Genomic DNA, 25,830 nt, shown 5'->3' with positions numbered 1-25,830 from the left:
GGCCGGTAGTCTCTGCAACGAGTTCTTGCTAGCCGCTGATGAGATGGCCAGGTCGGCGGAGACACTGGCGAAGTGCGCATCGCGGATGGACCCCAGGCAGACCTGCGCAGTCGAGGCCGACGACGCCATGCAGTCATCAATTCGATACCAAGTCAGTGCCAGCAAGGCACAAAGCTACTGTCGCAGGCCGTAGTAAGACGAAATAGGAGGTCACCATGTCCGATGATGGTAGCGGCGTCCCTTGGGAGCTACGTGCAATTGGAGTCGCTGACGTTGGAATTCTCTTGGGACTGTCCCCGCGCACTGTTCTTGAAACAGTGGCCTGTCGCCCAGACTTCCCGGTTCGCCTGACCATGCGCCCAGCGACATGGGTGGCCTGGGAGGTGTTGAAGTGGCGGGATGAGAACAGATTTGGACAGCGAAGACGAGCTCGCAGCCGGATTCAACCATCGGGCTAACTCCACTCTATGGCTTTAGGAGCTGTCGCCAGATGAGGCCGATCTTTCTACTTCCCATCTTATCCGTAGCTGGATTTCTGCTTACGGCATGCACAGGTGAACCCCAGGAGCACGCGAGTCTGTCTAGGAACTCAACTGCGGAGCAATTCGAGGATCGCGAAGTCGTGGATGACGTAACTGTAGCCGAGAGCGTAGAGCCATCCGAAGCTCTTTCTGAGCATCCTCCTGTCGATGCAGAGGACTGGGATGCCATAGGCAAGCCGTGCACTGAGGACTGCGCTGGACATGACGCTGGCTACCAGTGGGCAGAGGATAAGGGGATTGCTCACCCTGATGACTGCGGCGGCAATTCACAGTCGTTCATTGAGGGCTGCGAAGCATACGCCGAGGGCGTGCAGCGAGAGAGCATTTCGGGCGCCGAGTGCGAGGATCTGGACGGCGACGGATTGTGCGACTGATCGCGCAATACGTCCGTTGTTGCGCCCGTATTGCTCTGAGCTACTGGATCTTGCAGATTGCATCCGTCAGGTGCTCCGGCGACAGGTGAGCATAGCGCCGGGTCATGGACAGGTTGCTATGCCCTAGCACCTCCGCGACTACATTCAATGGAACTCCCGCTTGGACCAGCCACGAAGCACACGTGTGCCTCAGGTCGTGCCAGCGGACGTGCTGCAGGCCACACGCCTCGCGTGCCTTGGCCCACGAATCCCGGACCTGATCGTCTGAGGCGCCCAGTGGGAGTCGTGCCGCAATCCCTGCCACCTTGGGGTGCAGCGGCACCAGTTGCAGTGTCCGCGTCTTGCTGGTGCGGTCCAGGTGGATGAACCCTCCGCGCACGTCGTGGGCCGTCAGGCGGAGCAGATGCCCGCGCCGAATGCCCGTGTACGCCGCCAGCCGCACATAGTCGCCAACGGCAGGATTCGGGCAAGCCCTCGCCAGCGCCTCGACCTGATCGAGCGTCAGGAACGTCTCGCGGGGCTTCTCCGGCAGCAGCCCGATAGCAGCTGGTCGCTCCAGCCACCCCCACTCGCGCCACGCCATCCGGCTGATCTGCCGAAGGATGCGCCCTTTGTGGTTGACCGTGGCCGGAGCCTTCCCGATCTCTGCAGCCTTCACTTCTGCCCACACCTGGGCAATCTCCCCAGTTTCCGGCCAGCGATGTAGGGCAGCAGCGCCCGGACGTGGGCCTTCGTCTTGGTAGCCGAGCGCAGGCGCGGCACATGGTCCGTCAGCCAGCGTTCGACCGCCTCAGCAATCACTCGTTCCGGTTCTCTACCGGCCGCAATGTCCTTGAGCGCGGAGATGTACCTGCGTTCGTACTCTTTCGCGTCTTTGTACGACCAGTGTCGAGAAGTCTTGCGATGCGTTCCTCCGCCGTGTCCGACGGTAACTTGATAGTGACCATTGGCACGCTTGGTGATGGGCATAGCGTTTTGGCCCTGCACTTATCCAGCCATGCGGCTAGGTCTACGGGGTGGATGCGGTCTGACTTCGGGCCTTGCCCCAACCGGCATGCGGCCAGCTCGCCTATGTCTATGGCGCGGCGAAGGGTTCGGGGATGGCAGGCGCAATGTTCAGCGGCTTGAGCCAGCGTCATTAGCTTGCCATCCGGATCCATCAACGCTTCCCTTTACGCTGGTCAAAGCGCCGTAGCCGGGCAAGAGCTTCCTTCATCTCAGGGGAGGTTGCAGCTAGGGTTGGTGCGGAAGTTATCGATGGACGCGACCAAGCCTTCGCGCCGTAGATCGCCTGGTAGAGAGCCGCCTTCGCATAGAGCTTCTTCCCCATGAACTTGCGCGGATCAAGATCGTATTCGTGGGCCCGGGCATTGAACTGGCTAACTGACACGCCGCAGTAGTGGGCGGCCTCGTCTGCGGTTAGCCAGTCCTTTCCTGACAGATCGACGCATAGCACCGCTATTTGCTGTCGAAGTGCCTTGATCTCGTCCTGCAGGGAGACGTCGGATTCGGAGGTGTCCATCGGGATCTGATCCTGCGTGCCTACCCGCACCCTGCCACATTGAAGGCCAGGCCGGAACCCCGGAGATCACTCAACCGGATTTCAAACCTATAACACGATAGAGAGAGGCCACAGCCTCTCATTTTTATGCCGGCGCAATGCCGGTTCCCTACTGACTAGGAGCCTATCGTGTTCATCGAACGATCCAATTCCCCCCTTGAGTACCTGGCCGCCTTCGCCGTCGTCTTCATGGCAGGCGTGCTTAGCGCCCATTTGCCGCGCTGACCACTGTTCCCAGGACGCCTGCACCGCCTCGGGAGCAGGCGTCCCACCGAAGCCCAATCGTTCCAACGGAACCAACTTCCCCTGCAGGCAGAACCAACTCGGACGCAGGCCGCACGAGTTGGGGTACGTAGTCATTGGATAGTTAACGTACCTAGGTAGCTTAAGTAATCGACACTTGCTGAAACCGTTCATACCTTGGGTGTCCCTTTCGCAACGAGGTGACAACCACATGGACTCTGCTCAGAACATCCGCTTCATTCGCCGACAGGAGGTGGAGCGCCGGACCGGTAAAGGTCGTTCCACGATCTATGCGTCGCTGCAGCACTCCAACAAGCGCTTCGATCCGAGCTTCCCGCGACCCGTTCGCATCGGCCCGGGCTCGGTGGCCTGGGTCGAAAGTGAGATCGAAGACTGGATCAAGCTCCGCATTGCTGAGCGCGGCGCGAGCCCCGTCTAGTCACCAACTCGACAGGACTCAATCGCCGTCCTACCCCAGGAAACCTTGGGGGTAGGAGGCGCACCGACCCATCAATTAAAGGGTGGGAAGGGTAGGGGCAGTTCCGGAACTTATATCTTTGCCATTGGACGCAAGTCTCCAATGCATGAGTGGAGTCGGTCCGCTCCTACCTCTCTCCCTATCTGGGCGGCCATTCGGCCGCGACGGAGAGATATGTACAAGAAGGAAGAGAACATCGTCGGCCAATGGGCTGACCGGATGATTGAGCACGAGGGTAGTGCCTGGATCGTCCGTCCCTCGAAAGACTACCCAGCACAGGTCGTGCAGGTTGATCGAGTGATGCGCGCTCTTGTGAAGTCAAAGGCTGAAATGTTCTGGAGCCGCCGTGTTGTTGGACTGACACGGACGGCTGTACACCCGGTCGCGCGGGCTCTCCGCCAGTGCGTCAACATGGACTATGGAGGCATAAAGAGTCATTTCTCCAAGCAGAAGCTGAGCCCCTATTTTGAGCTGCTGGCGGAAGAATTCCTTAGCCACCGAGCGGATGCTATCGAAGGCCTGAGTCCGGACGTGGCAGAGGCAAACGCATGGGTCGAACGCATCCGAGCGATCGCGCGGAGCAGCGAATTCACTCAATTGGTGGCCACACAGGAGCGCAGTGCCCGGAAGAATGCCAAGGCAGCCTTGGACTACCTGCAGGCCCTGTATCGGCAGCACTCTCGTCTCTGCGTCGTTCGTTTGGACGTAGGTTACAGCGCAGCCCATCGCGAACTGCTGTCAGGTCGTAACGTGGATCCCGTGCGTATCAAGCGCGACTTGGCCACTTGCTTGCGCAAGCTGCGCCGAAGCTACCCAGCCTTGGTCGGGTACGTCTGGAAGTTGGAGTTCGGACCGAGCAAGTCCTACCACGTTCACCTGATGGCATTCCTCAATGGGCATCTGGTTCGCCAGGATGTGAGGATTGCGCAGGCGATTGGTGAGTTCTGGCAGGACGAAGTGACGCATTCCGATGGGAGCTATTGGAACTGCAATGCCCGGAAGGAGTTCTATGAACGAACCAATTCCCTGGGCATAGGGATGGTTGAGTACGATGATGAGGCCAAGCGGCGGCGGCTTGAGTACAGCCTGCTCTACCTGACCAAGGCGGATTACTACGTCCGCCTAAGCGAGCCTGGCTTGGGCCGGACCTTTGGCAAGGGACAGGCTGGGGGCGACTCGCTCAAAAAGCTCGGGAGGCCCAGGATGTAGTCGAAATGAGGGGGAGGGGGGATATTCCCCTCCCTTTCTGCTCTTAACGAACCTTGCGACGGGCCCGAGTGTTGAGGCTTCCCTCTACTACTCGCGCGAACTGGGGATGGACCGCCGGGTCATGGTTGGTCCAACGCTGCAGTAGCTGGCGCGGATTGGTGCTTCTAGCCTGATGATCCTTCCCGAACTTCTGCATGGCCGGCAGGATCTCCGCCCACAGATCTTGCTTTGTGGCACGGGAGTTGTCGGGCATCGCCTTCAGCATCTCCACTACCATGTTCCTCAATGGCACGATTCGACTGCCAGTGATCCGCCCGCCCAGAGCAGTCAGCTCAAGCTGGGTCGCGTGCGAGCTGCAGGTCCCGAGGTAGTAGTTACACCTCACAAGCGCGGCCCAAGCGCGGCCAGCATCGTGGGCATCGTGAGCAATCTGGGCCTCGAGAAGGAACAGCATCGCCGCTTCAATCAGCTCGTGAACCTCAGGCACCACATTCATGGACCTCAGCAGTTGGATCTCGTTGTCCAACTTCGTCGCAAGGTGTCGATCCTCCTCAACCCGGTCGAGCAGATCGTTCCAGACTTCTGCGTAGGTGCCTACCCGATTCAGTGGCAGCACCCGAAGGCTGAACTCAACCTCCATGTCAAAGCCAGCCCTCCTGATACAGTCATACAGCCAAGGCCGCTCTCTGTCAGTTGCGAACGTTCCTGCCGAGCTCCAGGGCGGAGGCGCTTCCGGGTCAAAATCTGGCAAGTCCACAAATGATCCTAGGTGAGTAGGCGCTATCTGGAGGGGGATCCGAGGAGGCGGCCTGTAGGCGGACCGGGGAGCATACCAGTTGCTTTAGTGAGTCGTTTTGTGAGTCTAAAGTAGATAAAAGTAGATTGAATATTAATCAAATCAATCACTTGTACTTTCTTTGTGGTTGCTGGTGGGCCATAAAAAAACAGGCACTTAGGCTTACGCCCAAGTGCCTTTTTTGTGCCGGCGGGAAAATTCGCGGGAAAACTCAACGCTTGCGAGGTGGTTTCACGACTGGCAAGTCGTGATCGTAGCGGCCCGTAGTGGTGGGCGATTGTGCCCGGCCGCATCCTGCTTGTCGCCACGGTTGCCCTCGGTGTTGGACGTGAGCCATGCGCGCCTGATGGGTGGCAGGCCCTGCGAGGACGCCATCTGGCGCCAGATCGTGACCGTGCTGGACGCGGCGGACCGTGGCTGTGACCTGTTCGATATCGAGGAACTGCGCCGTGACTACAGCGCCGAGGAGTTCGCCAACCTGCTGATGTGCGAGTTCGTGGACGACAGCGCCAGTGTGTTCCCGCTCACGATGCTGCAGCCCTGCCAGGTCGATTACAAGCCGTTTGCCGTCCGGCCCTACGGCGACCGCGCCGTGTGGATCGGCTACGACCCGGCTGAGACCGGCGACAGCGCGGGCATCGTGGTTGTGGCCCCGCCGCTGGTGCCTGGGGGCAAGTTCCGCGTGCTGGAACGCCACCAGTTCAAGGGCATGGAGTTCAAAGACCAGGCGGCGTTCATCGAGCAGATCACCAAGCGCTATTGGGTGACCTACATCGGCGTGGATGCGACCGGCATGGGCACCTGCGTTGCTCAGCTGGTGCGCCAGTTCTTACCCGGCGTGACTGTCTTCAACTATTCGCCCGAGGTGAAAACGCGGCTGGTGCTGAAAGCCTATGACGTAATCAATGACGAACGGCAGGAATACGACGCCGGCTGGATCGACCTCACGCAGTCACTGCTGGCGATCCAGAAAACCATCACCCCGAGCGGGCGCCAGGTGACCTACACCGCCGGGCGCTCGCGTACCACCGGCCATGCTGACTTGGCTTGGGCACTCACGCACGCGCTGCAGAGCGAGCCGCTGGAAGGCGGACGGGCTGCGCGCGGCACCATGGAGATTTTCTGATGACCGACACCGACCAGAGCGCCATCGCCGCGCCGCCGGTGAGTATCGAAGCCTTCACCTTTGGCGAGGCCAGCCCTGTGCTGGAATCACGCGGCTTCCTCGACTACCTCGAATGCTGGCGCAATGGCCGCTACTTCGAGCCACCGGTGGATCTGCAAGGGCTGTCGCGCACAACGCGCTCCAACCCGTACCTGCACAGCGGCCTGACATTCAAACGCAACATGCTGGTGCGCACGTTCCGACCGCACCGGCTGCTGAGCCGTGAGGCGTTCTCGCAGCTGGCGCTGGACTACACCACCTTCGGCATGGGGTATGTCGAGCGTCGCCGCCCCATGTCAGGAGCCGCGCACAGTCTGGCGGTGCCGCTGGCGCAGTACGTGCGCCGTGGCGTGCAGCCCGGTGAGTTCTTCCCGGTGCGTGCCGCACGGGTAGAGCATGAGTTTCCCGCCGGTGAGGTGTTCCAGCTGCGAGAGGCAGATGCTGATCAGGAGATCTACGGCCTGCCGGAGTGGATGCCAGCCGTAGAGGCCGCGCTGCTGAACGAGTCGGCCACGCTGTTCCGCCGGAAGTATTACAACAACGGTTCGCACGCCGGCTACATTCTCTACATGACCGACCCCCAACCCGAGGGCTTGGACGTGGACGCGTTGCGCGACGCGCTGCGGCAGTCGCGCGGGCCGGGCAATTTCAAGAACCTGTTCGTGCACTCGCCCAATGGGAAGAAGGACGGCTTGCAGGTGACCCCGGTCAGTGAGGTGGCGGTCCGAGATGAGTTCACCGGGATCAAGAGTGTGACCCGCGATGACATGTTGGCGGTGCTCCGGGTGCCACCGCAGCTTCTGGGTATCGTGCCGCAGAACAGTGGCGGGTTTGGGTCGATCCGCGACGCGGCGGGCGTGTGGGCGGCGATGGAACTGGCGCCGCTGCAGACGCACATGGCAGCTATTAACGAGTGGCTGGGCCAGGACGTGATCCGCTTCGAACCCTTCGAACTGGAGGCGACCGCATGATGATTCGAGAGCGCCCGAGCTGCAGCGTGGGCGCTCACTTGTGGGCCAAGGCGGTGGAATGAATGGCGCCGATAGCACAGTGACGGCTTTATCTCGAGAACGATGGCCCGTCTTGCGTATGCGCCTGCTGTGCCGGTTGTTGTTCAAGGCTCGCTGCTTGTGATTGGCTCAACGCATCAGCGCGATGGAGCGATTCCGCCTCCGGTGCGCGAAGCGCATCCATCGTACTCATATGGCCTCGACGATGGGCGGGATCGTCCATTGCTCCCTCGACTATGAAGACCCTCTCACCTCGAGCTAGGTTCTCTGTCGGATTGTTCAAGACAACATGGTCAACCCGTGAAAGGCTCTGCTCCTTCGCCAGTACCAGCAAGCTTGCAGACATGCGCTGACTCGACTCGTCCCAAGGTTTCCCATGCTCTGCGTCCAGGCGTTCCACACCTGCCCTAATCTGCATGTAGAGAGAGCGGTCAGCATCGCCGAGTTCAGGGGCTGAGGAGGATGCTCGCTGCCGTGAGGGCGAGTCGTCGCTGTCCGAACCGACTATTTCCGCAACCGCAATGCGCTCGGCGTCAAATTCTGGATCTGGCCTACGCCGCCGTTGCGTGGGTGCTATTTCCCGGTCGTAGTAGTCGCCATAGTAGAGTTCGTATGTCGCATGAGGACCAACAGACGGAGCCTCTGTCTTGAACACCTCAGCGATCTGCCCAAGTGCTTGGTTACGGTTGATCCGTCCGGCCTGGAGTTCCGCCGCAATGGTTCCGTATTGTTGTGGACGATTACCTGTGCCGGAAACGCCAATATCTGGACCGCCAGCTGCAACGATCTCACGCTGGACCTGGACATTGCTGAGAGTCGCGGCGGCTTCTCCTCGCAGCTCGCTGTTCACATAGGCTTGCTTAGAAGTTCGATTTTCGGGTTCGGTGAAGAGATGGTGCCCAACTTCGTGAGCAAGAGAACTTGCGATCCTTGAGCCTTGCCCAATCGCATTCTCGTCAATAACGATCTTGACGCCGGGTATAAGATAAGTGCCTTCACCGGCTGCCCCCCATTGGATAACGATACCTTCACGCCTCGCCTGGGTGAGGCCCGCCTGAAGTGTTGGGGATTTTGCTAGAAGCGGCGCCAAGGAGGGGTCGTCCAATGGCGATGCAGGACGCCGTGTGGCTCCTGGGCGGCCTCCCTCCTGCGGCTGCGGCAGTCCAGATTCTTCAGTACGCTCCATGCTCCGGCTCCTTCGCAATAACAGGGATCAGCGCTGACTGATCGATATGTAGGTCAGCGTCACGTTATCGGAATCGAGTCCGAGCACGACCTTTGCATCGTTCACCTGCGCAGACCAGTAAGGGCGAGAGCCAGGCGCGTCAGGCCGAGATGGATGTTTGGTCGAGTTTTCCCAGATGATTTCCTCGAGCGCAATGCTTGGTGGTGCGATCTCAAAGATCAGGTTCGCGAGCGCAGGATCGTCAGCAGCACTTCTCAGCCTGATGTTCCGGACCTCAAGGTCGCCCAACATTCCGTGTTCTGCGATCCGTTCGTCAATCACGTCCTGGCGTGTCGGCTCTCCCAGATGCGTGTGGAGCTGTTCATTTAACGCGTCGACATCATCAAAACGTACACTAGACAGGCGCTCGATGTCGTTCTTGAATCGCTCCATACCAATTTCACTCCCTGATTTGACGGACTGTCTTTGATTAGATTTATGCGATGGGGTTGGTGAGGCACCGCTCGAACACGCTGACAGTATCAACGCTGAAACGGCTATTGAGAGGCAGCGATACGCTGCAAGCCGGAGGTGACTCCGATCTCCGCGCCTTGATGAAGTAGCGCATTTGTCGAGCCATGCATCCATGAAGGTACCTCTCGCGCCAGGAACACTGTCCCGAATCTAGCACAACGTCTTGTGATGCACGGGTCGGAACCCCCACCGGATAGCGATTTTGGGAGATTTCGCGCAGTGTTAGATTATTCGTTTAGTTGGAAGGGGCGAGCTATGGGTGGGCAAGAGGAAGCAATCGCGACAACTAGGGAGGTTGCAATCAACCATTTCTTCGAAATCACTGCTTTCATCGTGCGCCATGTTGGGTGAGTAGGAAACTTCTGTTGGGTTACAAGCAGCAGGATCTGTATATGGCCTCAGACATCTCGTTGGATCGCTCTATCTGGTTGGGCTGCAACAGTTTGGAGAGTCTCGCAATGGATGCCGCTGATTGGCTATTGGGGTGCGCGCGCTGATATGCGAGCCAGTATGCAAGGCTCTTTTCAGGGGATTTGTCGGCAATGATCCCTCGGTCATGGATGTCAGCAAGGGCTTCAATCGAGTCGACGCTTCCCTGTGATACCGACTCATTTAGATAATCAATCGCATCCCTTCGATAATTGGCTATCCGTTCCGGATCCTTGAGCGCTTCAGTCAAGTTTCCAATGATGGCTTTCGGGTCTTTGGCGAAAATCAGTCTCGCTTCGACCGACCCTTGGGCGGCAGCAAGAGAGAGCCAATTCTCATCTCCGAGTTCCGTTCGCCCTATCAGCCCTTGGCAGTGGCCAATCTCCTGGCCGATTTCCACTGATGCGTAGGCCTTGTACTCATCGGCATCACCTGAGTTAAGCGCCCGCTTGCAACTGGCAATGCGGTTATGGATCTCATAGCTCGACTGGGCATCGCCGGCCCGTGCAGCCGCGATGCGCCTGTCAATGTATTCCGAGGCGTCGCCTTCGTAGTGAGGTGTTTCGATCTTGAGCAGAAATGCCTTGCCACCCAAAGCCACTGTTGATTCGATGGATTGGTGTGGCGAACGCAAGGATTGATGAATGCTTGATTCAGATGCGATATCCGTTGACGAAGTGCTTTTCTCACTGAGAGGAACCTCATCTCCTTTGCTTTCTGACATCGGATGGTCTGCAGGCCAACCAGGAAATGGTTGCGACTACGCCGATGACGAACATTCCATATATGAGAATTCTACTGATCTTCAATTGATTCCTTTTCCCTTGTCGTCGCGGAGCTTTGCGATGGACTGACCTCGGGCCGTGGTGATAGCTGATTTCGGCGCTGATCCCCTGCCTCTCGATTCCCGGGATTTCATATTGCGGGGTGATATTCACTGTCAACCAGAAATTCGTTGCAGCGGGCTACGCTTTGCTCTTGCGTGTTCTCAGTCACGCATCGGTGGACGTAAAGCGACAAATACCCTTCCTCGGAACGCGAGCGCATGAATGGCAAAATGGCCATTCCGTGCCGCGGTAGCAATTGGCTTGTTCTCTCGCTAGCCCGACGGCGGCCGCCGCAGTTGCGATCTCATCGCGAAGGTTGCGCCCTCCCTCCTGGTGCGGCCGCGACGCGATCGCGTTGACCGTTGGCCTTGGTGTATCTGTAGCGGAACCTGAGCCCACCGCCGGCGAGCTTCCGCACATCCGGGCAGCCCACACCATGCGACGCTGGATCCGAGGCCCGTTGGCCGATCGGCAAGGTGGCCAGTCCGTTCTCTCCGAGCATTCCCTTCATTGCGCCCATTGGCGACCGCTCGGCGACCTTTTGTCAGCGGAAGGAGGTGCACAAAGATGAGCGAAGATGGTCGCGGGGCCTGGGAATCAGCCGCGTGGTTTACGGCTGGAAGGTCTGTGGAGGCGCGTGGAAGCGCTGTGGAGGCCCCGTAATCCGTCGATTCCAGATTCGAATCGTGATGGGCCCCCACGCGACCTCGCACGACCTGTTGCAGATCTCATTGCTCCCGCGCCCCGCGCGCCCTGCAGCGTCGGTACCATCTGATCCGCACACAGGGATCGACCATGCCCAACACCGATACACCGGTGGAAGACTTCACCACCGAAATCGAAGACAGCCGGCACCTGTTCGCCTGGTGTCTGGTCCACCATGGCCAGGTGCCCGAGGCGCAGGCGCTCGAACAGGCACGGAAGCGCTATCCCGACCAGAGCCCCGGCCGCGAATACGAATACGCGCTGATCTTCCACGACGAGCCCTGGCACTGGGCGATGCTGCACATGAAGGGCGAAAGGTATTGGCAGCAGCACCCGGAACTGGCGCGGCCGTCGCTGGACTACGAAGCCGAATCGGACGCACTGTGCCTGGCCCGCGGTGAGCAGGTGCCACTGCTGGATGAGGACGAGTACCTGGGCGCGCTCGCGCATGCACGCCACATGCGTGCATGGACGCTGGTCCATCAGGCGGGTCGTTGGCCGGATGAAGCGCGCCAGGAGGCGCTTGGTCACTACGCGTATCATCCGCGCCATCATCGCGGGCGATTTCAGGTTCACGATCCGCGTGACGGCTGGTGCCATGTGATGAGCGCATTGCATGGCAACGACTACTGGGCGCGACCAGAGCTGCGGGAACCGCCACAGGCCTATTGGAGCGAGTCCCGCGCCTTTGTTTCGGCGCAGGGAATCCGCTTGCCGGACCCTCCGGGCTGAGGTCTGCTCAGCCAGCGAAGGCGCAGCGCCATCGATCACCGCACTCTGTGCCGAATGACACATGCCCTGCCATTTCTGCTGGCGGGAAGATGGCGGCATCCTGAAGTGGAGTGATCTGATGCCTGGTACGCTCAGTCGTCGCACCTTCCTGGCCAATGCCGCGGCTGTTCCGGCGGCCACGCTCATGCCCACCGGTGTTGCCACCCCGGCGCGGCCAAGCGTCACCACCGCGAGCCTGATCGACGCGGAACGCGGCGTGATCCGCTCGGCCATGGACGGCAGCGGCATCGGTGCCGCTGCCGTCTGCCTGGTCGAAGGCGGGCAGGTGCGCTGGACTGAAGGCTTCGGTCACGTATCAGGCCAGGGCAGCGTGCCCGTAGACGCCAGCACGATGTTCAGCATCCAGTCCACCTCGAAGAACTTCGCGGCGGTGGCGGTGCTGTTGGCCGTGCAGGACGGCATCCTTGATCTGGACGCGCCCATTACCCGCTATCTGCCGTCGTTCACGGTGCGCAGCCGCTTCGAGCATGCTCCACAGGAGCGCATCAGCCTGCGCCTGCTGCTTGCCAATCGCGCGGGATTCACGCACGAGGCGCCACTGGGCAACAACTACGAACCGGCGTCGCCGGGCTTTGATGCGCACGTCCGCAGCATCTCGCAGACATGGCTGCGCTTTCCGGTGGGTACGCGCTATCGCTACTCCAACCTGGGCTTCGACCTTGCCGGTCATGTCCTTGAGCAGGTTGCGGGCATCAGCTATCCGGCCTGGCTGCAGCGCCGGATCTTCGAGCCGCTGGGAATGCACGACAGTACGGCCGATGCGTCGGTCTACCTGGCAAGCAAGGTGCGGGCACTGGGAACCCAGGAAGGCCATACGCAGGTACCGCCGGTGACGCCGCTGGTGGTGTCGGGAGGCGTGTGGACCAGTGCCGCCGACATGGCGAAGTATCTTGGCTTCCTGCTCGGTGGCGGCCGATCCGGTGCGCAGCAACTGCTTGAGCCCCGTCTCTGGGACGAGATGCATGGTTTCGGCCTGGGCGGCGACTACGGGCTCGGTGTCATGCGCAGCGAACGCCTCTACGGCAGTACACCGGTGCGGCTGCTGCACCACCGCGGCGGGGGCTTCGGATTCGGGTGCGTGTTCACCTACTGCAGGCAGGCAAACGCTGGATTTGCCGCGATGTTCAATCGCGCGACGTCTGCGGGGTACGGCATCGGCGAGCGTCTGCTCGATCAGCTGTTGTCGGCGCGTTTCGGGCCCCGTCAGCCGCGTGTGCCCCTATCAAGCCTGGCGCCGATCAGGTTGACCCAGGACCAGATGCAGCAGATGGCGGGAAGCTGGATCGGGCGCAGCGGCAAGGCGAAGATCGGGGTTGCCGGAAACGGGGAGCTGCAACTGCATCGAGGGGCGCACGCCGAGGGTACCCGCTTTGCGGCCATCGACGGCGATCAACTTTTCACTGTGGACACCGATGGAGAGGTTGCGACGTACCGTTACCATGCGGCGACGGACATGCTGCCGGCGTACCTGGAATGCAGCAACGGCGAGGATGGCCTGGACCAGAACGATCCCATCGATGGGCCCACCGGGCCGCAGGCGCCCCATTGGCAACCCTGGCTGGGACGCTATCGCGTTGACCAATGGGGCAAACCATCGATGTTCGTTGTGCTGGAGCAACGACACGGCTGGCTGTACATCGATGGCATCCGCCTGGTTGCTGAGGTGGAGCCAGGATTGTTGTTCACCAGCGATGGCGAAGCGGTGGATTTTCGCGGCTCCCAGCCGACATGGCGCAACCTGCGCCTGCAGCGCGTCGCGCCCGTGGACCAGGGGTGATGGCGGCATGCCGCGTGCTCATCCGCGCCGCTCACGCCCATCGATGCTGTAGCGTCCCGCCCCGGTGCAGGCCAGCAGCAGGAAGCCGCCGGCGAGGCCCAGGTTCTTCAGGAACATGATCTGCTGGGTCTGGTCGGCGAAGTTGTGGTGGAAGATGAAAGCGGTGACCAGGCTGAAGCCTGCGAGCACGACCGCCACCAGCCGGGTCTGGAAGCCGAGCAGGATGCACAGGCCGCTGCCGATTTCGAACGCGATGGTCGGCCAGAGCAGGATGCCGGGTACTCCCATCGCCTCCATGTAGCCCTGGGTACCGCTGAGATCGCCGAGCTTGCCCAGCCCGGAGACCAGGAACAGGGCCATCAGCAGGATGCGTGCAAGCAGGTAGGCGAGCGAATGCGATGAAGTGCTCACGTCGATGTCCTCGGATATGGCCGATGCAGGCGATCGGAGCCCACCGGCGGTGAAGCCCGTGTCTACGCGCCGGGCCAGGCGCCTTGACAGCTGCCGCGCTGCAGTAGACCTTTCCCGCATGATGATCGATATTGAATCGCTCAGCCTTCGCGAGCTGGGTGCCCTGGTGGTTGCCGCTGAACAGCGGAAACAGCTGATTTCCAGCCGCCGTCCGGCCAGTGCGGTGCGGCGGATGCTGAAGGCCGCCGCCGCCGAAGCTGGCTACACCCTTGAAGAACTCTTTGGCGGCCAAGCCTCGGAAACACCTGCGCCCGCCCGCAAACCCGCCCGCCGTAAATCCGGCAAAGTCGCGCCCAAGTATCGCGACCCGGAATACAAGCGCCTGACCTGGACCGGTCGCGGGCGCATGCCGCGCTGGTTGGCGTCCAAGGTGTCGATGGGCCACAAGGTCACCGATTTCCTGATTCCTGGCTTGGCCAGGCCGACCGCTGGCAAGACCAGCACCATCGGCAAGCGGACCGTCATCAAGAAGGGATGAGGCTGCAGCACTGCTACCCTGCCCGGGTCTTTCAACCAAGGAGCACGGGATGGCACACGAGAGTGGCATGACGATCACGCCGAAAGTCCTGCACGCCGCCGCAGTGGCGGGCATGTTGGTCAGCCTGCTGGCCTGGGCGGTGGAATGGAGCGGGATGGCCTATGTCTGCCCGTACTGCCGCGTGCAGCGCACGGTCATCGGCGTGCTCGGCCTGCTGACGCTGTTCGCGCGCCCGGGGAGCCTCATCGTGCCCTGGTTGTCGTACACAGCGGGTGGCTTCGCCTTCGTGGTCGCAGCGATGCAGCACTTCAACGGTTGGAAGCGCATTTCCGCAGGCGACTTCAGTTTCAATGAGCAGTGGTACATCAACCCTTGGCTGTTGTCGGGCTGCGCGATGCTGATCCTGGTGGCGCAGCTGATGCTGGTGCAGGCCGCCTGCCGGCGCAGCTTGCGCTGAGTGTTTCCACGCATGGCGTGGAACTACCCGTTCTGGAATACCGCCAGCTGCGCGGCGAAGGCGCGCTGGTAGGCGGGCCGCTGCGTCGCGCGGGCCACATAGGCGGCCACCGTCGGATACTCGTCGAGCAGCCCGCTGCTCTTCAGGCGCAGCAGCACCGAGACCATCATCAGGTCGCCCACGCTGAAATCACCATCCAGCCACGGCGCCTTGGCCAGCCATGTCGACAGTTGCGCCAGTCGCGCCCGAACCCGCTCATCCAGCATCGGCAGCCGCTGTGCGTACCACGGCTGCTCGCGCTCCAGCACCCAGGCCATGGAGCGCTCAACGATGGGGGGTTCCACCGTGTTCAGCGCAGCGAACACCCACATGATCGCGCGCATGTGGGCGTCCGGATCGCGCGGCAGCAGGCCGGGGTGCTGTTCGGCCAGATGCAGGACGATGGCGCCGGATTCGAACAGGGTCCGGTCGCCCTCCTGCCAGGTGGGAATCTGCCCGAACGGATTGCGTGCCAGGTGTACGGGCTGCTTCATCTCGGTGAAGGTGAGCAGTTGTACGTCATAGGCTACCGACAGTTCCTCCAGTGCCCAGCGCACGCGCATGTCACGGGCCAGGCCCTGGCCACGGTCGGGGGAGGTGGCGAAGGCGGTGAGGATGGGAGGCATGGGGTCCGCAATCAAGGAGGGCTTTGATGATCTGACGAGCGAGTGTGCCGGAAATCGACATGGGTGTCGGTGCTCTGCACGTCGCCTGCACGTGTCCTGCACGCACGTACCGTCGCCGATCCATCAGTCTGCCGGGGTCATCCGCAGAGACAGGTAACAGGCATGAATACCCCGGAAAACCCAAGCCCAGTTGGCGCCAGAGAAACGTGCTGATGGGAGCACTCGTTGCGGTCCTGGTGATCGTGCTGATCATCCTCTTTGTTCCTTGGTGACCCTGCCCAGGATCGCTCGATGTGATCCACGCGCCACCGCCGCGTGAAAAAGTCAGTGCGGGTTGGGTGAAGTGATGTGCGTATCAATCGCTGCTCACCCGGGAACCACACAAGCATGTCCACAGTGGATACGCAGGCAGCGCAGTCGAAGCTGCTTTTCTCCCCTGAAACGAAGATACAGGAGCAACGCCATGAGCACCCAGTCCACCATCGAACATCGCCTCAACGACCTGATCGAGATCGCTCGTGACGGCAAGTCGTTCTATGAAGAAGCGGCGACCAAGGTGAAGGATGCCGAGCTGTCGGCCTTGTTCACCCGCATCGCCGGCGTCAAGGGCCGCATCGTCGCGGCGCTGAGTGGTTCGGTGGCTGCCAGCGGCGGCAAGCCGGCCGAGCATGGCACCGTGGTGGGTTCGATGCAGCAGTTCTACGGCAAGGTGCGTGCAGCCTTCGGTGACACCAACTATGGCTATGTGGCCGAGCTAGAAGAGTCGGAGGACCGCCTGCTGGGCGCGTTCAAGGACGTGCTGAAGGACAACGAGCTGCCGCCGGCGGTACGCCAGGAAGTCACCCAGCTGTTGCCGGAAGTGCAGGAATGCCACAACGTGATGCGCGCGCGCAAGCATGCGATGAAGGCGGCCTGACGATCAGCGGCGTCCCACTCCCAGGGACGCCGCGGCCGGGGCGGCACCGCTGCCCCGGCCACCCTGAATCGGTCGCTGCTACACTCTTGCCGGTTCCGCACTGCCAACAATGAGCACCATGAACAACGGGAACGGTCCGCAGACAGTTCGCTGAGCCGCAACAACGACGCAGACGTTGTTGCGGTGAACATCCCTGCGATGCATGCGAAGTGGATGGATCACCGCCGGACTCACTCTGGGCGGAGACTCCCCATGTTCAATCGACAGGCCGCGCGTTGGGCCCATACTCTGCCATCGGCCATTGCGCTGATGGCGCCGTTCGACCTCCTGGCCTCGCTGGCCATGGATATCTATCTGCCTGTAGTGCCCTTGATGCCCGGCGCGTTGGGAACATCGCCTGCGCGGGTGCAATTGACGCTGAGCATCTACCTGCTGGTGCTCGGCGTCGGCCAACTGTTGTTCGGCCCGTTGTCCGACCGGATCGGGCGCCGCCCCGTGCTGTTGCTGGGGGCGCTGCTGTTCACCGTTGCCTCGTTCGCGCTGGCGCTGTCCAGCAATAGCGGGTTCTTCCTGGCCTGGCGCACAGTGCAGGCGATTGGCGCGTCGGCAGCGCTGGTAGCGACATTTGCCACGGTCCGCGACGTATACGCGGATACACCGCAGGGGGTGTCCTTGTATGGACTGTTCGCTTCGATGCTGGCCTTCGTACCGGCGCTGGGGCCGATGCTGGGTTCACTGGTGGCTGCGGCAGCAGGCTGGCGTGCGATCTTCGTGCTGCTGGGTGTGCTTGGCCTGGTCGCCGTCCTGCGTGCGCAACGCCTGTGGCAGGAAACCCGACCCGCAGGGCGCAGGGACGCTGGACCGGCACTGCAGAAAATTCTTCGCAGTGGTGCCTTCTGGGTCTACACGCTGGGATTCAGTGCCGCGATGGGCACGTTCTTCGTGTTCTTCTCGATCGCACCGCGCGTGCTGGTCGAGCGCATGCAGTACTCCCAGATCACGTTCAGCCTGGCGTTCGCGACGGTGGCACTGGTGATGATCCTCATGTCGCGCATGGCGAAGACGTTCATCGCGCGCTGGGCGGTGCCTGGCACATTCGTGCGTGGCCTGTGCGTGATGGTGGCGGGCGTGTTGTTGATGGCGCTCGCTGCGGAGTTGCCACTGTCATTCGCCAGCGTCGTGCTGCCCATGTGGGGCATCGCGGTGGGGCTGGTGATGGTGGTTTCGGTGGCTGCCAACGGCGCGTTGAGTGAGTTTGCCGATGCGTCGGGTATGGCGGTGGCGCTCTACTACGCGATGCAGAGCCTGATCGTGGCCTGCTTCGGAACACTGGCTACGGTGCTGCTGCCGGGCGATACGGTATGGCCGCTGGTGGCCTATGGGCTGTTGCTGCCAGTGGCCAGCCTGGTCGCCGCGGCGATGTTGCGCGGCTGCCGCTAGCCTCGGCCGGTGATAAAAAAAGGGCGGCCATCAGGCCGCCCCAATCCTTCATGAGAACACGTGACGGGAACTAGAAGCGCACCGACCAGCGCACATTCGCACTGTGGTCGCGGCTTTCACTGCCGTACTGGCCGCTGTAGCCCAGTTCCAGCTGCTGGCGCTCGGTCAGCCAGGCCGACAGGCCCAGTTCGGCCACCACCGCGTTGTCGGCGATCGGCGCGCCGTTGACCGCAAACGTTGTGCTTCCGTTGGCGAAGGCCAGGTTGGCGACCTGGCTGCGATCACCGGAAGCGCGGCGATAGCCGACGCCACCGCGCAGGTGCAGCCAGCTCTCCTGCTGGAACGAAGCCTTCAGTCCCTTGTCGAAGCGCAGGCCGGCAGTGGCAATCGTGGTTCCGGTATCGTCCACCTTGCCCTGCAGTGCCGCTGCTCCACCGCGTTCGTTGACGCGCTTGAGGTCCACTTCGACACGTGCGACCTGCAGGTAGGGCTCCAGCCCGGCTTCCGGGCCACCGAAGCGGTAGCCGGCTTCGATGAAGGCCTGGCGGGTGCGGGCGTCGTAGCGCGCGCTCAGGCTGTCGCTGAAGCCTGCGAAGGCGACATCACGCGTACTCTTCACCTCGTGCTTGCTCCACGCCACACCACCGCGCAGGCCGAAACCGCCCCAGTTGTGGCTGGCGTAGGCACCGAAGTGGGTGTTGTCGATCTTCGACTTGGCGCGACGCTCCTGCTGCTTCACGTCGGTGCGGCCCGTGCCGGCCAACACGCCGACCTGCCAGCCGGAGAACTCGCGGTCGATGCCGACCAGCAGGCCGTTGCTGTTGGCTTCGGTGCGGGCAGTGTTGACGTCACCGTCCAGCTTGCTGTTGCCACCGATGGCCTGCACCCATGCACCCGTCGCGTCACCCACGTCGCTACCGGGCGCGGCGGCGCCGGCACGGCGTGACAACGCGGCATCGCGCACGTAGCGGCTGCCCTCGACCAGGGCGATGGCCGTGGCCGGATGCAGCTCGCCGCTGAGGCCGTCGAGCACGCCTCCGACCTGCTGCGGGAACAGCTGCGTCAGCGGTTTGGGCAGACCCTGGGCGATCGGCAGCAGGTCGGCGGCGGCCGCCACGGCACGCTGGTTGGGCGTGTGCGCGGCGGTGGTCAGCGATGCACCACGGGCCACATCGATGCGCGTGCCGTTGGTGCCGTAGGCCAGGCTGAACTGCAGGAACGGGGAGAACGCGCTGAAGTCGGTCTTGGCGAACTGGCCGTTGATGCCTCCGTCGGCACGCAGGAAGTTGAACTGCTCGCCGAGGTAGTACACACCCGGCTCCGGCAGCGCGACCAGCGTGCCGCCAAGGGTGGCGGTGCCGGTCACGTGCAACTGGTCACTGCGGCCACCCGGGGCCAGCTCGGCGGCATAGACGCCAGTGGCGCCCTGCACGTAGTTGCCGTTGATGGTCAGCGTGCCGATCGAGTTGCCCGGCGCGATGATGCCGTCCACGCGGGTATTGCCGAGCGTGCCGACGCCCTTCAGCAGGCCATTGGCGCCGACCGTGGTGGTGCCGCCGGTCTGCGTGCCGTTGAAGGACACCACGCCGCCGTTGATCACCAGGTTGCTGTTGTTCAGCACGCCGCTGGCGCTGACCGTGCTCACGCCACCGGTAGTGGTCAGTGCGGTGGAGACCAGGCTGCCGTTGAGCAGCAACTGGCCACCCTGTACTTCGACTGCCGAGGTGAGGGTGTTGGTGCCGTTCAATTCCAGCGTACCGTCCTGCAGTACCGCGCCGTTGAAGCTGTTGTTGCCGCTCAGGCGCAGCCAGCCGATACCGGATTTGGTCAGCTTGCCAGGGCCACCGATGTCGTTGGTCCAGTTGTCCCAGGCATCGCCTTCCCAGACTTTCAGGCCGCCGGCCTTCTGGTTCATCACCACGTTGGTGTCCACGCGCAGCGAGCCATAGCCTTCGATGGCCTTCTTCAGATCCACCATGCCCCAGCCGTAGATCGGATCGATGCCCGCTGCACCCAGGTCGCGTGCGGTGGTCAGCAGCACGTCGCGGACCTGGGCGTTGTCCAGATAGGGGAAGCGCTCCATCAGCAGGCCGAGCGCGCCGGTGATGTGCGGCGCCGCCATCGATGTGCCCGTCTTGGTGCCATAGACATACTGGGTGTTCTCGCTGTCGATGATCAGCCGCACGTAGGCGGAGGTGTTTTCGATGCGGCCCTGGATATCCCCGGAAACGATGGTGCTGACGATGTCGGTGCCGGGTGCCGAGATGCACCAGTTGGCGGCAACGCCACAGATGCTGGAACTTCCATCGATCACGTAGTCCGTTTCGCCCGCAGCGGCGTTGGGCCGGCGGACGTTGGCCACGGCCAGCCAGTACGGTTCCAGTTCGGGCTTCCAGCGCGGCATGGCGGCCGTGATGCCGGCGACGGCGCCGCTGCCGTTGCCAGCCGACCAGACCTGGATGAGGGTGGAGCCCGGGGTATCGCCATTGCTGGCGTAGATGCTGCCGTACACGCCGTAGTCGGCACCGATGTTGGCGTACTGCTGGTCCAGCGCGGCGGCGGTCATGTTGCGCGTGGAGATGCCCCAGCTGTGGTTGATGGCACGCACGCCCTGCGCCTGGATCTGTGCATACATGTCCAGCGTGGCGGCGTCATCCGGATCGGTGCGGTAGACCGCGCGCGGGCGATAGTAGTTGTCCGGATCCAGGCGCCACTCATAGTAGGTGTCGCCGAACACGCGGGCGGCGGTGAGATCCGCACCAAAGGCCACGCCATGCATGCCGGTGCCATTGCGGTTTGCGCCGATGGTGCCAAGCACATGCGTTCCGTGGTCGGCGTAGCTGAAGCCATAGGGCTGGCCGGCCGCGATCAGGCGTGCCGCGAGTGCGGCCGGAACGCCGGCACCGAGGCCATAGTAGTTGTAGCCGGGCTGTTCGCCGCGGGTCTGCCCGCAGGCACCGGTCCCCGCGACCACACCCGGCGTCGGGCAGTCGGCACCGATGGTGATGCTGGAGGTATTGCGTCCTGCAAACTCCGGATGCGCCAGTGCGGACCCCGAGTCGAACAGCGCCAGGCGCACACCCTTGCCGGTCAGGCCGCGTGCATAGGCGTAGTCCGCGCCCATCGCACCCAGGCCCCAATCGGCGTTGAACTCATCGCTGCGCCAGCTGGCCGGATCGCCCGGGTTGCCAAGAACGGCGGTGCTGCTGGCGGCAGGTGCAGCGGCCGTCGCTGCGGGTGCAGCGTTGGCAGCAGGCTGCGCCCATGCAGCCTGCATCTGGCGCTGCTGCTGCCAGGCCTCGAGTGATTCGCTGGCCATGGCCGGCAGTGCAGCGGCCAGCAGCAGCGAGCTGGCGACGGCAAGCGCCAGCGGGCGGTGCGACAGGGAGCGGGACGAACGGCCGTACAGCGGGTGATTCATCGGACAACTTCCTTGGTTGACGGACATCAAGGCCGTTAACGCAACGGCATGGCGATATCCCCCAGTAATGTGAAGGGATTTTTATGAACGTGTTAATGTTTTGTGATCGGTGCACGACGTGGCTCCGCCGGGCCGGGCACCGCGACCTTTCTTGCCGAGGCCTTGGAGCCGTCCATGCGTAACGCATTGCGTAAACCACAGTTGGCGATATTGGGTAGTGCCGATCCTGGCAGCGACGCGTTCGAGCGCGCAGCTGAAGCAGGGCGTTTCCTGGCCGTGCAGGGCATCACGCTGGTCAGCGGCTGTGGCAGTGCCGCTACGCGGGTAGCTGCCGAGCAGGCAGTAGCCGCCGGTGGCCAGGTGCTCAGCGTGATCCCGGAAAGCGGCATGCCGGCAGCCGATTGGCCCGCCACGGTGGTGGTGCCCTGTGGCATGGCCGATGCGCGCAACCTGATCATGGCCCTGGCCGGTGATGCCTGCATCGTGATCGGCGGGCGCGCCGGTACGATCTCGGAGGTTTGCCTGGCCTGGCTGCACAAGCGGCCGCTGCTGCCGCTGGTGGGGGCCGGTGGCTGGTCCGATGCGCTGCCGGACAACCCGCCGGACGAGCGCGGCAATTCGCCGATCCTGCCGTGGCGCAACATTGATGAGCTGGCCGGACAGCTGCGTGTGCTGGGGTTACTGCACCGCTGAGTCGAGCGGCATCGGCCTTCACCCAGCGTCCCGTGTGCAGCGCTAAGGTGGCCCGGCCTGGGCTCACCAGGCTAATCAAGGAGCGATGTCGATGCGCACTTTCAGGAAAGTGATCGCCGGTGTTGTGTTCGCGTTGGCCTGCAGCGGCTCGGTGGCCGTGGCCGGACCAGTCCAGCCCTGCGATCTGCCCTGCTGGAAGGCTTACCAGGCATGTGTGTCCGGTGGTGGTGATGCCATGGAATGCCAGTACGAATACGATCGATGTGTCATGGAGCGCTGCGGCGCGGTGTAAGCCCAGCCATGCTCGGCTGAAGACGGGCCTCGTCCGTGGCGGGGCTCTTCTGTTCGTGCGCAAGGTCGGGCAGTCTCGACACGTTCTTCTTGGTGGAGTGGAACATGGCCGTCAAGCGTGTCGTCGCCAACATCGCCACGTCCGATCCCTCACGTGCCGCTGCGTTCTATGGCGAGCTGCTCGGCATGCCGGTGGTGATGGACCATGGCTGGATCGTCACCCATGGCGGGCAGAGCAGTGCGCTGGCGCAGGTCAGCTTCGCCAGTGAAGGAGGCTCGGGCACGCCGGTGCCGGACCTGTCGATCGAAGTGGACAATCTGCAGGACGTGCTGCAGCGCATGCGCGCGGCCGGCATCGCGCTGGAATATGGCCCGGCCGACGAACCCTGGGGCGTGCGGCGCTTCTTCGTCCGCGATCCGTTCGGTCGGCTGTTGAACATCCTTGCCCACGCCTGAGCGGTGGATGGTGCCTCGCCACGCCTGACGGTGCGCGCGGGACGATGACCGTCTACCGGCGTGCTGGCCCTGCTCGCGGCATCCGGGCTGCTCCGGCAACCCAGGCGCGCCTGGACGCGCCGCGGTCAGCTCTGCTGGCGTTGTGGACCGTCCCTCGTTGGCGTCGCTTCGGCCGCTTGCCGCTGCTGCCGTGCATTGGCGTGGCGAGCGTGCCCGCCTTCGCGGCCGATCGCTGCCATGTGCTGGCGGTTGCGGCTGATCGCCTCGCCGCCCTTGCGGCCGGCCACGCGTGCCTCGGCCGGGCTGAACTCGTGTGCATTGCCGGACGCATGCGCGGCGCGTCCTCCCTTTGCGGCGATCGCGCGCTGCTTGTCCTGGTCCATCGAGGCGAAGCCACGATGGGAAGTGCCGTGGTGCTGGCCGGCCATGGGAAGGCTCCCGTTGCATGGAAGGGAAGCTCATCCTTGCCGGTGCCCGGCTAACGGAGTGTCCGCACCGGTGCGGCTGCCTTCACGCCGCACCGTACTGCTTTTCACGGCGCAGGTACGCTGCTGCGCGCGCCGCCCTGCGTGGCCAGGACGAACTGCACCCTTCACCTAGGCCGGACAGCCGGCCGCGCAGTGCGCACGTTGGAGCTGCGCCTGGGCAACGGCGGCTGGACCTTCCTCAGCGAAATCGAAATGGCCGCAGAGCAGTAAGGCTTCAGGGCTGGCGGGCGTCCTGCAGGCGCTGCGCGAAGGGCCGCTGTGCGAGCGCTGCAAGGGCGTCGCGTAGTACCTGCTCCAGCGGCTGCCCCAGATCGGCATCGAGGCTGCGCGCCGCACGCGCGGTGGCCTGCCATTGCGCCTGCAGCGCAGGCATCGCGCGCTGTGCGCGGGGGCTCAACTGCAGGATGCGTTCACGCCCATCGTCGCCGCTGGACGCGTGCAGCCAACCATCGCGCACCATCGCCGCCACGGTCTGGCTGAGCGCCGAATGGCTGAGCCCGCAGGCCGATGCCAGGTCCTTGATCCGGCAGGGGCCCTGCGCCATCAGCGTGCGCAGCACCGGTGTGTAGCGGGGCCGGTAGTCCAGTTGCAGGTCCCGGTAGGCGTGCTCGACCGCCGGGTCCAGCTGGTCGAGCAGGGCGCGCAGCAATGTGCCGAGCGTGGCGTGTTGGAGATCCATGACCAGGATGATATATAAGCGCTTATATATCTTCAACGCGGAGGTGGTTGATGGCCGTGTCCTGGATGCTCGTTGCGTTGCTGGCAGGGGCCTGCCCGGCGCAGGACGGAGTGCTGCGCGCGGCGGCCACCGCCGTGCAGGCGCAGTACCTTGACGAGGCGGAGGGCGCCCGTATCGCCGATGCCCTACGCACCTGGTCGGTGCAGCAGCGCTATGCGGACAGCTGTTCGGATCCGGTTGCGTTCAGCGCACGCCTGAACCAGGACCTGGACATGTTCGATGGCCACTTCCACGTTGAACGCGTGGACGCAGCGGCCGGCCAGGACGACTGGTTGATGGCCTGGCGCGCCGATGCCCGCAGCAATGGTGCCGGCGCACGCCGGTACTGCTGCCGCGTGCCAGCCTGCCTGCGTACCTGAAACCGCTGGTGGTGCTGATCGACCGCCGCACCGGTTCGGCGGCCGAGTTCGTCGCCTATTCGCTTCAGGCACTGGGCCGCGCGCGGATTGTCGGCACGCGCAGTGGCGGTGCCGCGCATATGTTTGGTGATCCTGTGCTGCTGCCCGATGGCTATCAGATCAGTATTCCCGACCGGCAACCCATCAATCTGCGCACCGGTGGAAACTGGGAACGTACTGGCGTGAGGCCTGATGTGGCCGGCGGCGACGATCCGCTGTTCATCGCGCGGCAACTGCTGGCGTCTGCGAAGTCGTCAAGATGAACGCACGATTGCATGGCTGTCCTATCGCGGATGCGCGATTGCATGCCTAGAATCGAAGCATCCCGGTAGTTCCCGGGCGCTTCGAGTGAATGGACTCAATGAAGATTCTGTTGACCGGCAGTTCCGGCCGCATCGGGCGCGCGATCTTCGGTGCGTTGGCGGCCGCCCACGAAGTGGTGGGGCTGGACCGCAGTCCGTTTGCCACCACGCGCATCATTGCCGATGTCAGCGATCGGCAGGCCGTCGCGCGCGCGGTGCAGGGCGTGGATGCGGTCATCCATACCGCGGCCCTGCATGCCCCGCATGTCGGCCTGGTGCCGGATGCGGTGTTCCAGCAGATCAACGTGGAGGCCACCGCACACCTGCTGCAGGCGGCACGCGAAGCCGGTGCACGGCGCTTCGTGCTGACCAGCACCACTGCGTTGTATGGCCATGCCGTGGTGGCCGGTGGCTGCCGTTGGATCGACGAAGACACCGAGCCGCTGCCGCGCACGATCTACCACCGTACCAAGCTGCAGGCAGAGACCCTGGCCGAAGCCGCCGCCACGCCGGGCTTCAGCGTTCGCGTGCTGCGCATGGGCCGGTGTTTCCCGGAACCGCCCGAACGGATGGCGATGTTCCGCCTGCATCGCGGCATCGACGCCCGCGATGTGGCCAGCGCACATGCTGCACTGCTGCTCGACGAAGGCGCCCGGTTCGCGCGCTATCTCGCCTGCGCACCGACGCCGTTCCGGCGCGAGGACTGCCTGGAACTGGCCACCCACCCGCGCAGCGTGCTGGCCCGTCGCGCGCCGCAGCTGCTGGCCGAGTTCGAACGCCGTGGTTGGCCGCTGCCATTGAGCATCGACCGTGTCTATGACAGTGCCCGCCTGCGCAGCGAGCTGGGCTGGCAACCGTGCTTCGGGCCGGACGACGTACTGCAGCAGTATGCCGTCGGCAGCATCGAGGTACTGCCGCGGGCACAGTGGATCAAGGACCGCGTGGCCGAGTGAGGGCATCGCGAGGGGGGAACGCTGAGCCGACCCTGAGCGGATTCAGGAATGTGCA

The 25,830-nt window shown here is 63.2% G+C and carries 27 protein-coding genes and 2 pseudogenes; 16 read left to right on the top strand and 13 right to left on the bottom strand.

All coding sequences use genetic code 11. The features are described 5' to 3' along the window. The first annotated feature begins 490 nt into the window (after positions 1-490). Positions 491-916 carry a hypothetical protein gene (locus DL544_RS18380; protein WP_139727738.1) on the top strand — a complete coding sequence of 142 codons (426 nt, stop codon included), beginning with the start codon at positions 491-493 and terminating at the stop codon, positions 914-916. Between the two features lie 40 nt (positions 917-956). On the opposite strand, the gene DL544_RS18375 is transcribed toward DL544_RS18380, so the two are convergent. From DL544_RS18375 to DL544_RS18365, 4 genes and pseudogenes are all read right to left on the bottom strand, one after another. Then, positions 957-1,574, bottom strand: a complete 618-nt coding sequence (locus DL544_RS18375; protein ID WP_255312997.1) for a site-specific integrase — start codon at positions 1,572-1,574, stop codon at positions 957-959. After that, entirely contained in the window at positions 1,571-1,885 is a 315-nt protein-coding gene (locus DL544_RS22115) for a hypothetical protein (protein WP_255312996.1), read from the bottom strand. The genes DL544_RS18375 and DL544_RS22115 overlap by 4 nt, the downstream gene beginning before the upstream one ends. Positions 1,886-1,908: 23 nt before the next feature. Then, a pseudogene (locus DL544_RS22590) lies at positions 1,909-2,055 on the bottom strand (helix-turn-helix domain-containing protein); the annotation flags it as partial. A 20-nt stretch (positions 2,056-2,075) separates the two neighbouring features. Next, complete coding sequence (locus DL544_RS18365; protein WP_139727736.1) at positions 2,076-2,438, bottom strand: hypothetical protein; 363 nt, start codon at positions 2,436-2,438, stop codon at positions 2,076-2,078. 493 nt (positions 2,439-2,931) lie between these two features. On the opposite strand from DL544_RS18365, the gene DL544_RS18360 reads away from it, so the two are divergent. Further along, the gene (locus DL544_RS18360; RefSeq protein WP_139727734.1) at positions 2,932-3,159 is read left to right on the top strand and encodes a helix-turn-helix transcriptional regulator; all 228 of its coding nucleotides are present in this window, start codon (positions 2,932-2,934) and stop codon (positions 3,157-3,159) included. 213 nt (positions 3,160-3,372) lie between these two features. Further along, on the top strand, positions 3,373-4,407 hold the full coding sequence (locus DL544_RS18355) for a YagK/YfjJ domain-containing protein (protein WP_176556931.1): 1,035 nt from the start codon (positions 3,373-3,375) through the stop codon (positions 4,405-4,407). Between the two features lie 43 nt (positions 4,408-4,450). Here the strand turns inward: DL544_RS18355 and DL544_RS18350 are convergent, their stop codons facing one another. Next, positions 4,451-5,047, bottom strand: a complete 597-nt coding sequence (locus tag DL544_RS18350; RefSeq protein ID WP_139727731.1) for a hypothetical protein — start codon at positions 5,045-5,047, stop codon at positions 4,451-4,453. Positions 5,048-5,531: 484 nt separating this feature from the next. Here DL544_RS18350 and DL544_RS18345 point away from each other — a divergent pair, with 484 nt between their 5' ends. Next, positions 5,532-6,329 carry a phage terminase large subunit family protein gene (locus DL544_RS18345; protein WP_255312995.1) on the top strand — a complete coding sequence of 266 codons (798 nt, stop codon included), beginning with the start codon at positions 5,532-5,534 and terminating at the stop codon, positions 6,327-6,329. Next, positions 6,329-7,339: a phage portal protein gene (locus DL544_RS18340; RefSeq protein ID WP_139727727.1), complete on the top strand. Its 1,011-nt coding sequence runs from the start codon at positions 6,329-6,331 to the stop codon at positions 7,337-7,339. The genes DL544_RS18345 and DL544_RS18340 overlap by 1 nt, the downstream gene beginning before the upstream one ends. Positions 7,340-7,427: 88 nt before the next feature. Here DL544_RS18340 and DL544_RS18335 read toward each other — a convergent pair whose 3' ends face one another. The 3 genes from DL544_RS18335 to DL544_RS18325 form a co-directional block, all read right to left on the bottom strand. Further along, complete coding sequence (locus tag DL544_RS18335) at positions 7,428-8,564, bottom strand: XVIPCD domain-containing protein (protein ID WP_139727725.1); 1,137 nt, start codon at positions 8,562-8,564, stop codon at positions 7,428-7,430. Between the two features lie 27 nt (positions 8,565-8,591). After that, a complete protein-coding gene (locus tag DL544_RS18330; protein ID WP_005419578.1) occupies positions 8,592-8,996 on the bottom strand; it encodes a hypothetical protein in 405 nt (134 codons plus the stop codon). Positions 8,997-9,447: 451 nt separating this feature from the next. Beyond that, positions 9,448-10,230, bottom strand: coding sequence for a hypothetical protein (locus tag DL544_RS18325; protein WP_139727723.1), 783 nt, complete (start codon positions 10,228-10,230; stop codon positions 9,448-9,450). An 898-nt stretch (positions 10,231-11,128) separates the two neighbouring features. Between DL544_RS18325 and DL544_RS18320 the strand changes: the two genes are divergently transcribed. Further along, on the top strand, positions 11,129-11,770 hold the full coding sequence (locus DL544_RS18320) for a hypothetical protein (protein WP_139727720.1): 642 nt from the start codon (positions 11,129-11,131) through the stop codon (positions 11,768-11,770). A 61-nt stretch (positions 11,771-11,831) separates the two neighbouring features. Further along, positions 11,832-13,607, top strand: coding sequence for a serine hydrolase domain-containing protein (locus DL544_RS18315; RefSeq protein WP_255312994.1), 1,776 nt, complete (start codon positions 11,832-11,834; stop codon positions 13,605-13,607). A gap of 18 nt (positions 13,608-13,625) precedes the next feature. On the opposite strand, the gene DL544_RS18310 is transcribed toward DL544_RS18315, so the two are convergent. Beyond that, positions 13,626-14,018: a DoxX family protein gene (locus tag DL544_RS18310; protein ID WP_069139686.1), complete on the bottom strand. Its 393-nt coding sequence runs from the start codon at positions 14,016-14,018 to the stop codon at positions 13,626-13,628. Between the two features lie 118 nt (positions 14,019-14,136). Here DL544_RS18310 and DL544_RS18305 point away from each other — a divergent pair, with 118 nt between their 5' ends. Beyond that, on the top strand, positions 14,137-14,556 hold the full coding sequence (locus tag DL544_RS18305) for an H-NS histone family protein (RefSeq protein ID WP_139728151.1): 420 nt from the start codon (positions 14,137-14,139) through the stop codon (positions 14,554-14,556). Between the two features lie 49 nt (positions 14,557-14,605). After that, positions 14,606-15,013, top strand: coding sequence for a hypothetical protein (locus tag DL544_RS18300; protein ID WP_139727718.1), 408 nt, complete (start codon positions 14,606-14,608; stop codon positions 15,011-15,013). A gap of 23 nt (positions 15,014-15,036) precedes the next feature. Here DL544_RS18300 and DL544_RS18295 read toward each other — a convergent pair whose 3' ends face one another. Further along, positions 15,037-15,678, bottom strand: a complete 642-nt coding sequence (locus DL544_RS18295) for a glutathione S-transferase family protein (RefSeq protein WP_065196871.1) — start codon at positions 15,676-15,678, stop codon at positions 15,037-15,039. 463 nt (positions 15,679-16,141) lie between these two features. On the opposite strand from DL544_RS18295, the gene DL544_RS18285 reads away from it, so the two are divergent. Beyond that, positions 16,142-16,594, top strand: a complete 453-nt coding sequence (locus DL544_RS18285) for a PA2169 family four-helix-bundle protein (RefSeq protein ID WP_005419568.1) — start codon at positions 16,142-16,144, stop codon at positions 16,592-16,594. Positions 16,595-16,846: 252 nt separating this feature from the next. Further along, entirely contained in the window at positions 16,847-18,034 is a 1,188-nt protein-coding gene (gene cml, locus DL544_RS18280) for a CmlA/FloR family chloramphenicol efflux MFS transporter (RefSeq protein ID WP_139727714.1), read from the top strand. A gap of 70 nt (positions 18,035-18,104) precedes the next feature. Here cml and DL544_RS18275 read toward each other — a convergent pair whose 3' ends face one another. Next, positions 18,105-21,455, bottom strand: coding sequence for an autotransporter domain-containing protein (locus DL544_RS18275; RefSeq protein WP_139727711.1), 3,351 nt, complete (start codon positions 21,453-21,455; stop codon positions 18,105-18,107). Between the two features lie 174 nt (positions 21,456-21,629). On the opposite strand from DL544_RS18275, the gene DL544_RS18270 reads away from it, so the two are divergent. The 3 genes from DL544_RS18270 to DL544_RS18260 all read left to right on the top strand — a co-directional run bounded on the left by DL544_RS18270 (position 21,630) and on the right by DL544_RS18260 (position 22,895). After that, complete coding sequence (locus tag DL544_RS18270; protein ID WP_139727709.1) at positions 21,630-22,148, top strand: SLOG cluster 4 domain-containing protein; 519 nt, start codon at positions 21,630-21,632, stop codon at positions 22,146-22,148. A gap of 91 nt (positions 22,149-22,239) precedes the next feature. After that, a complete protein-coding gene (locus DL544_RS22585; RefSeq protein ID WP_005419561.1) occupies positions 22,240-22,440 on the top strand; it encodes a hypothetical protein in 201 nt (66 codons plus the stop codon). A 104-nt stretch (positions 22,441-22,544) separates the two neighbouring features. Beyond that, a complete protein-coding gene (locus tag DL544_RS18260) occupies positions 22,545-22,895 on the top strand; it encodes a VOC family protein (protein WP_005419560.1) in 351 nt (116 codons plus the stop codon). Positions 22,896-23,020: 125 nt separating this feature from the next. Here the strand turns inward: DL544_RS18260 and DL544_RS18255 are convergent, their stop codons facing one another. Both DL544_RS18255 and DL544_RS18250 read right to left on the bottom strand, forming a co-directional pair. Beyond that, on the bottom strand, positions 23,021-23,323 hold the full coding sequence (locus tag DL544_RS18255; RefSeq protein WP_065177995.1) for a KGG domain-containing protein: 303 nt from the start codon (positions 23,321-23,323) through the stop codon (positions 23,021-23,023). Positions 23,324-23,597: 274 nt separating this feature from the next. Continuing rightward, on the bottom strand, positions 23,598-24,062 hold the full coding sequence (locus tag DL544_RS18250) for a MarR family winged helix-turn-helix transcriptional regulator (protein WP_065177996.1): 465 nt from the start codon (positions 24,060-24,062) through the stop codon (positions 23,598-23,600). Positions 24,063-24,112: 50 nt separating this feature from the next. Here DL544_RS18250 and DL544_RS22580 point away from each other — a divergent pair. Both DL544_RS22580 and DL544_RS18240 read left to right on the top strand, forming a co-directional pair. After that, a pseudogene (locus DL544_RS22580) lies at positions 24,113-24,783 on the top strand (S41 family peptidase). Between the two features lie 98 nt (positions 24,784-24,881). Next, the gene (locus DL544_RS18240; protein WP_065177998.1) at positions 24,882-25,775 is read left to right on the top strand and encodes an NAD-dependent epimerase/dehydratase family protein; all 894 of its coding nucleotides are present in this window, start codon (positions 24,882-24,884) and stop codon (positions 25,773-25,775) included. Positions 25,776-25,830: the final 55 nt, after the last annotated feature.

It is taken from the genome of Stenotrophomonas sp. pho (genome assembly GCF_006228405.1).
GTDB classification, from domain to species: domain Bacteria; phylum Pseudomonadota; class Gammaproteobacteria; order Xanthomonadales; family Xanthomonadaceae; genus Stenotrophomonas; species Stenotrophomonas sepilia.
The sequence above is the reverse complement of the archived record's forward strand: the minus strand, read 5'-3'. Positions and strand labels throughout refer to the sequence as shown.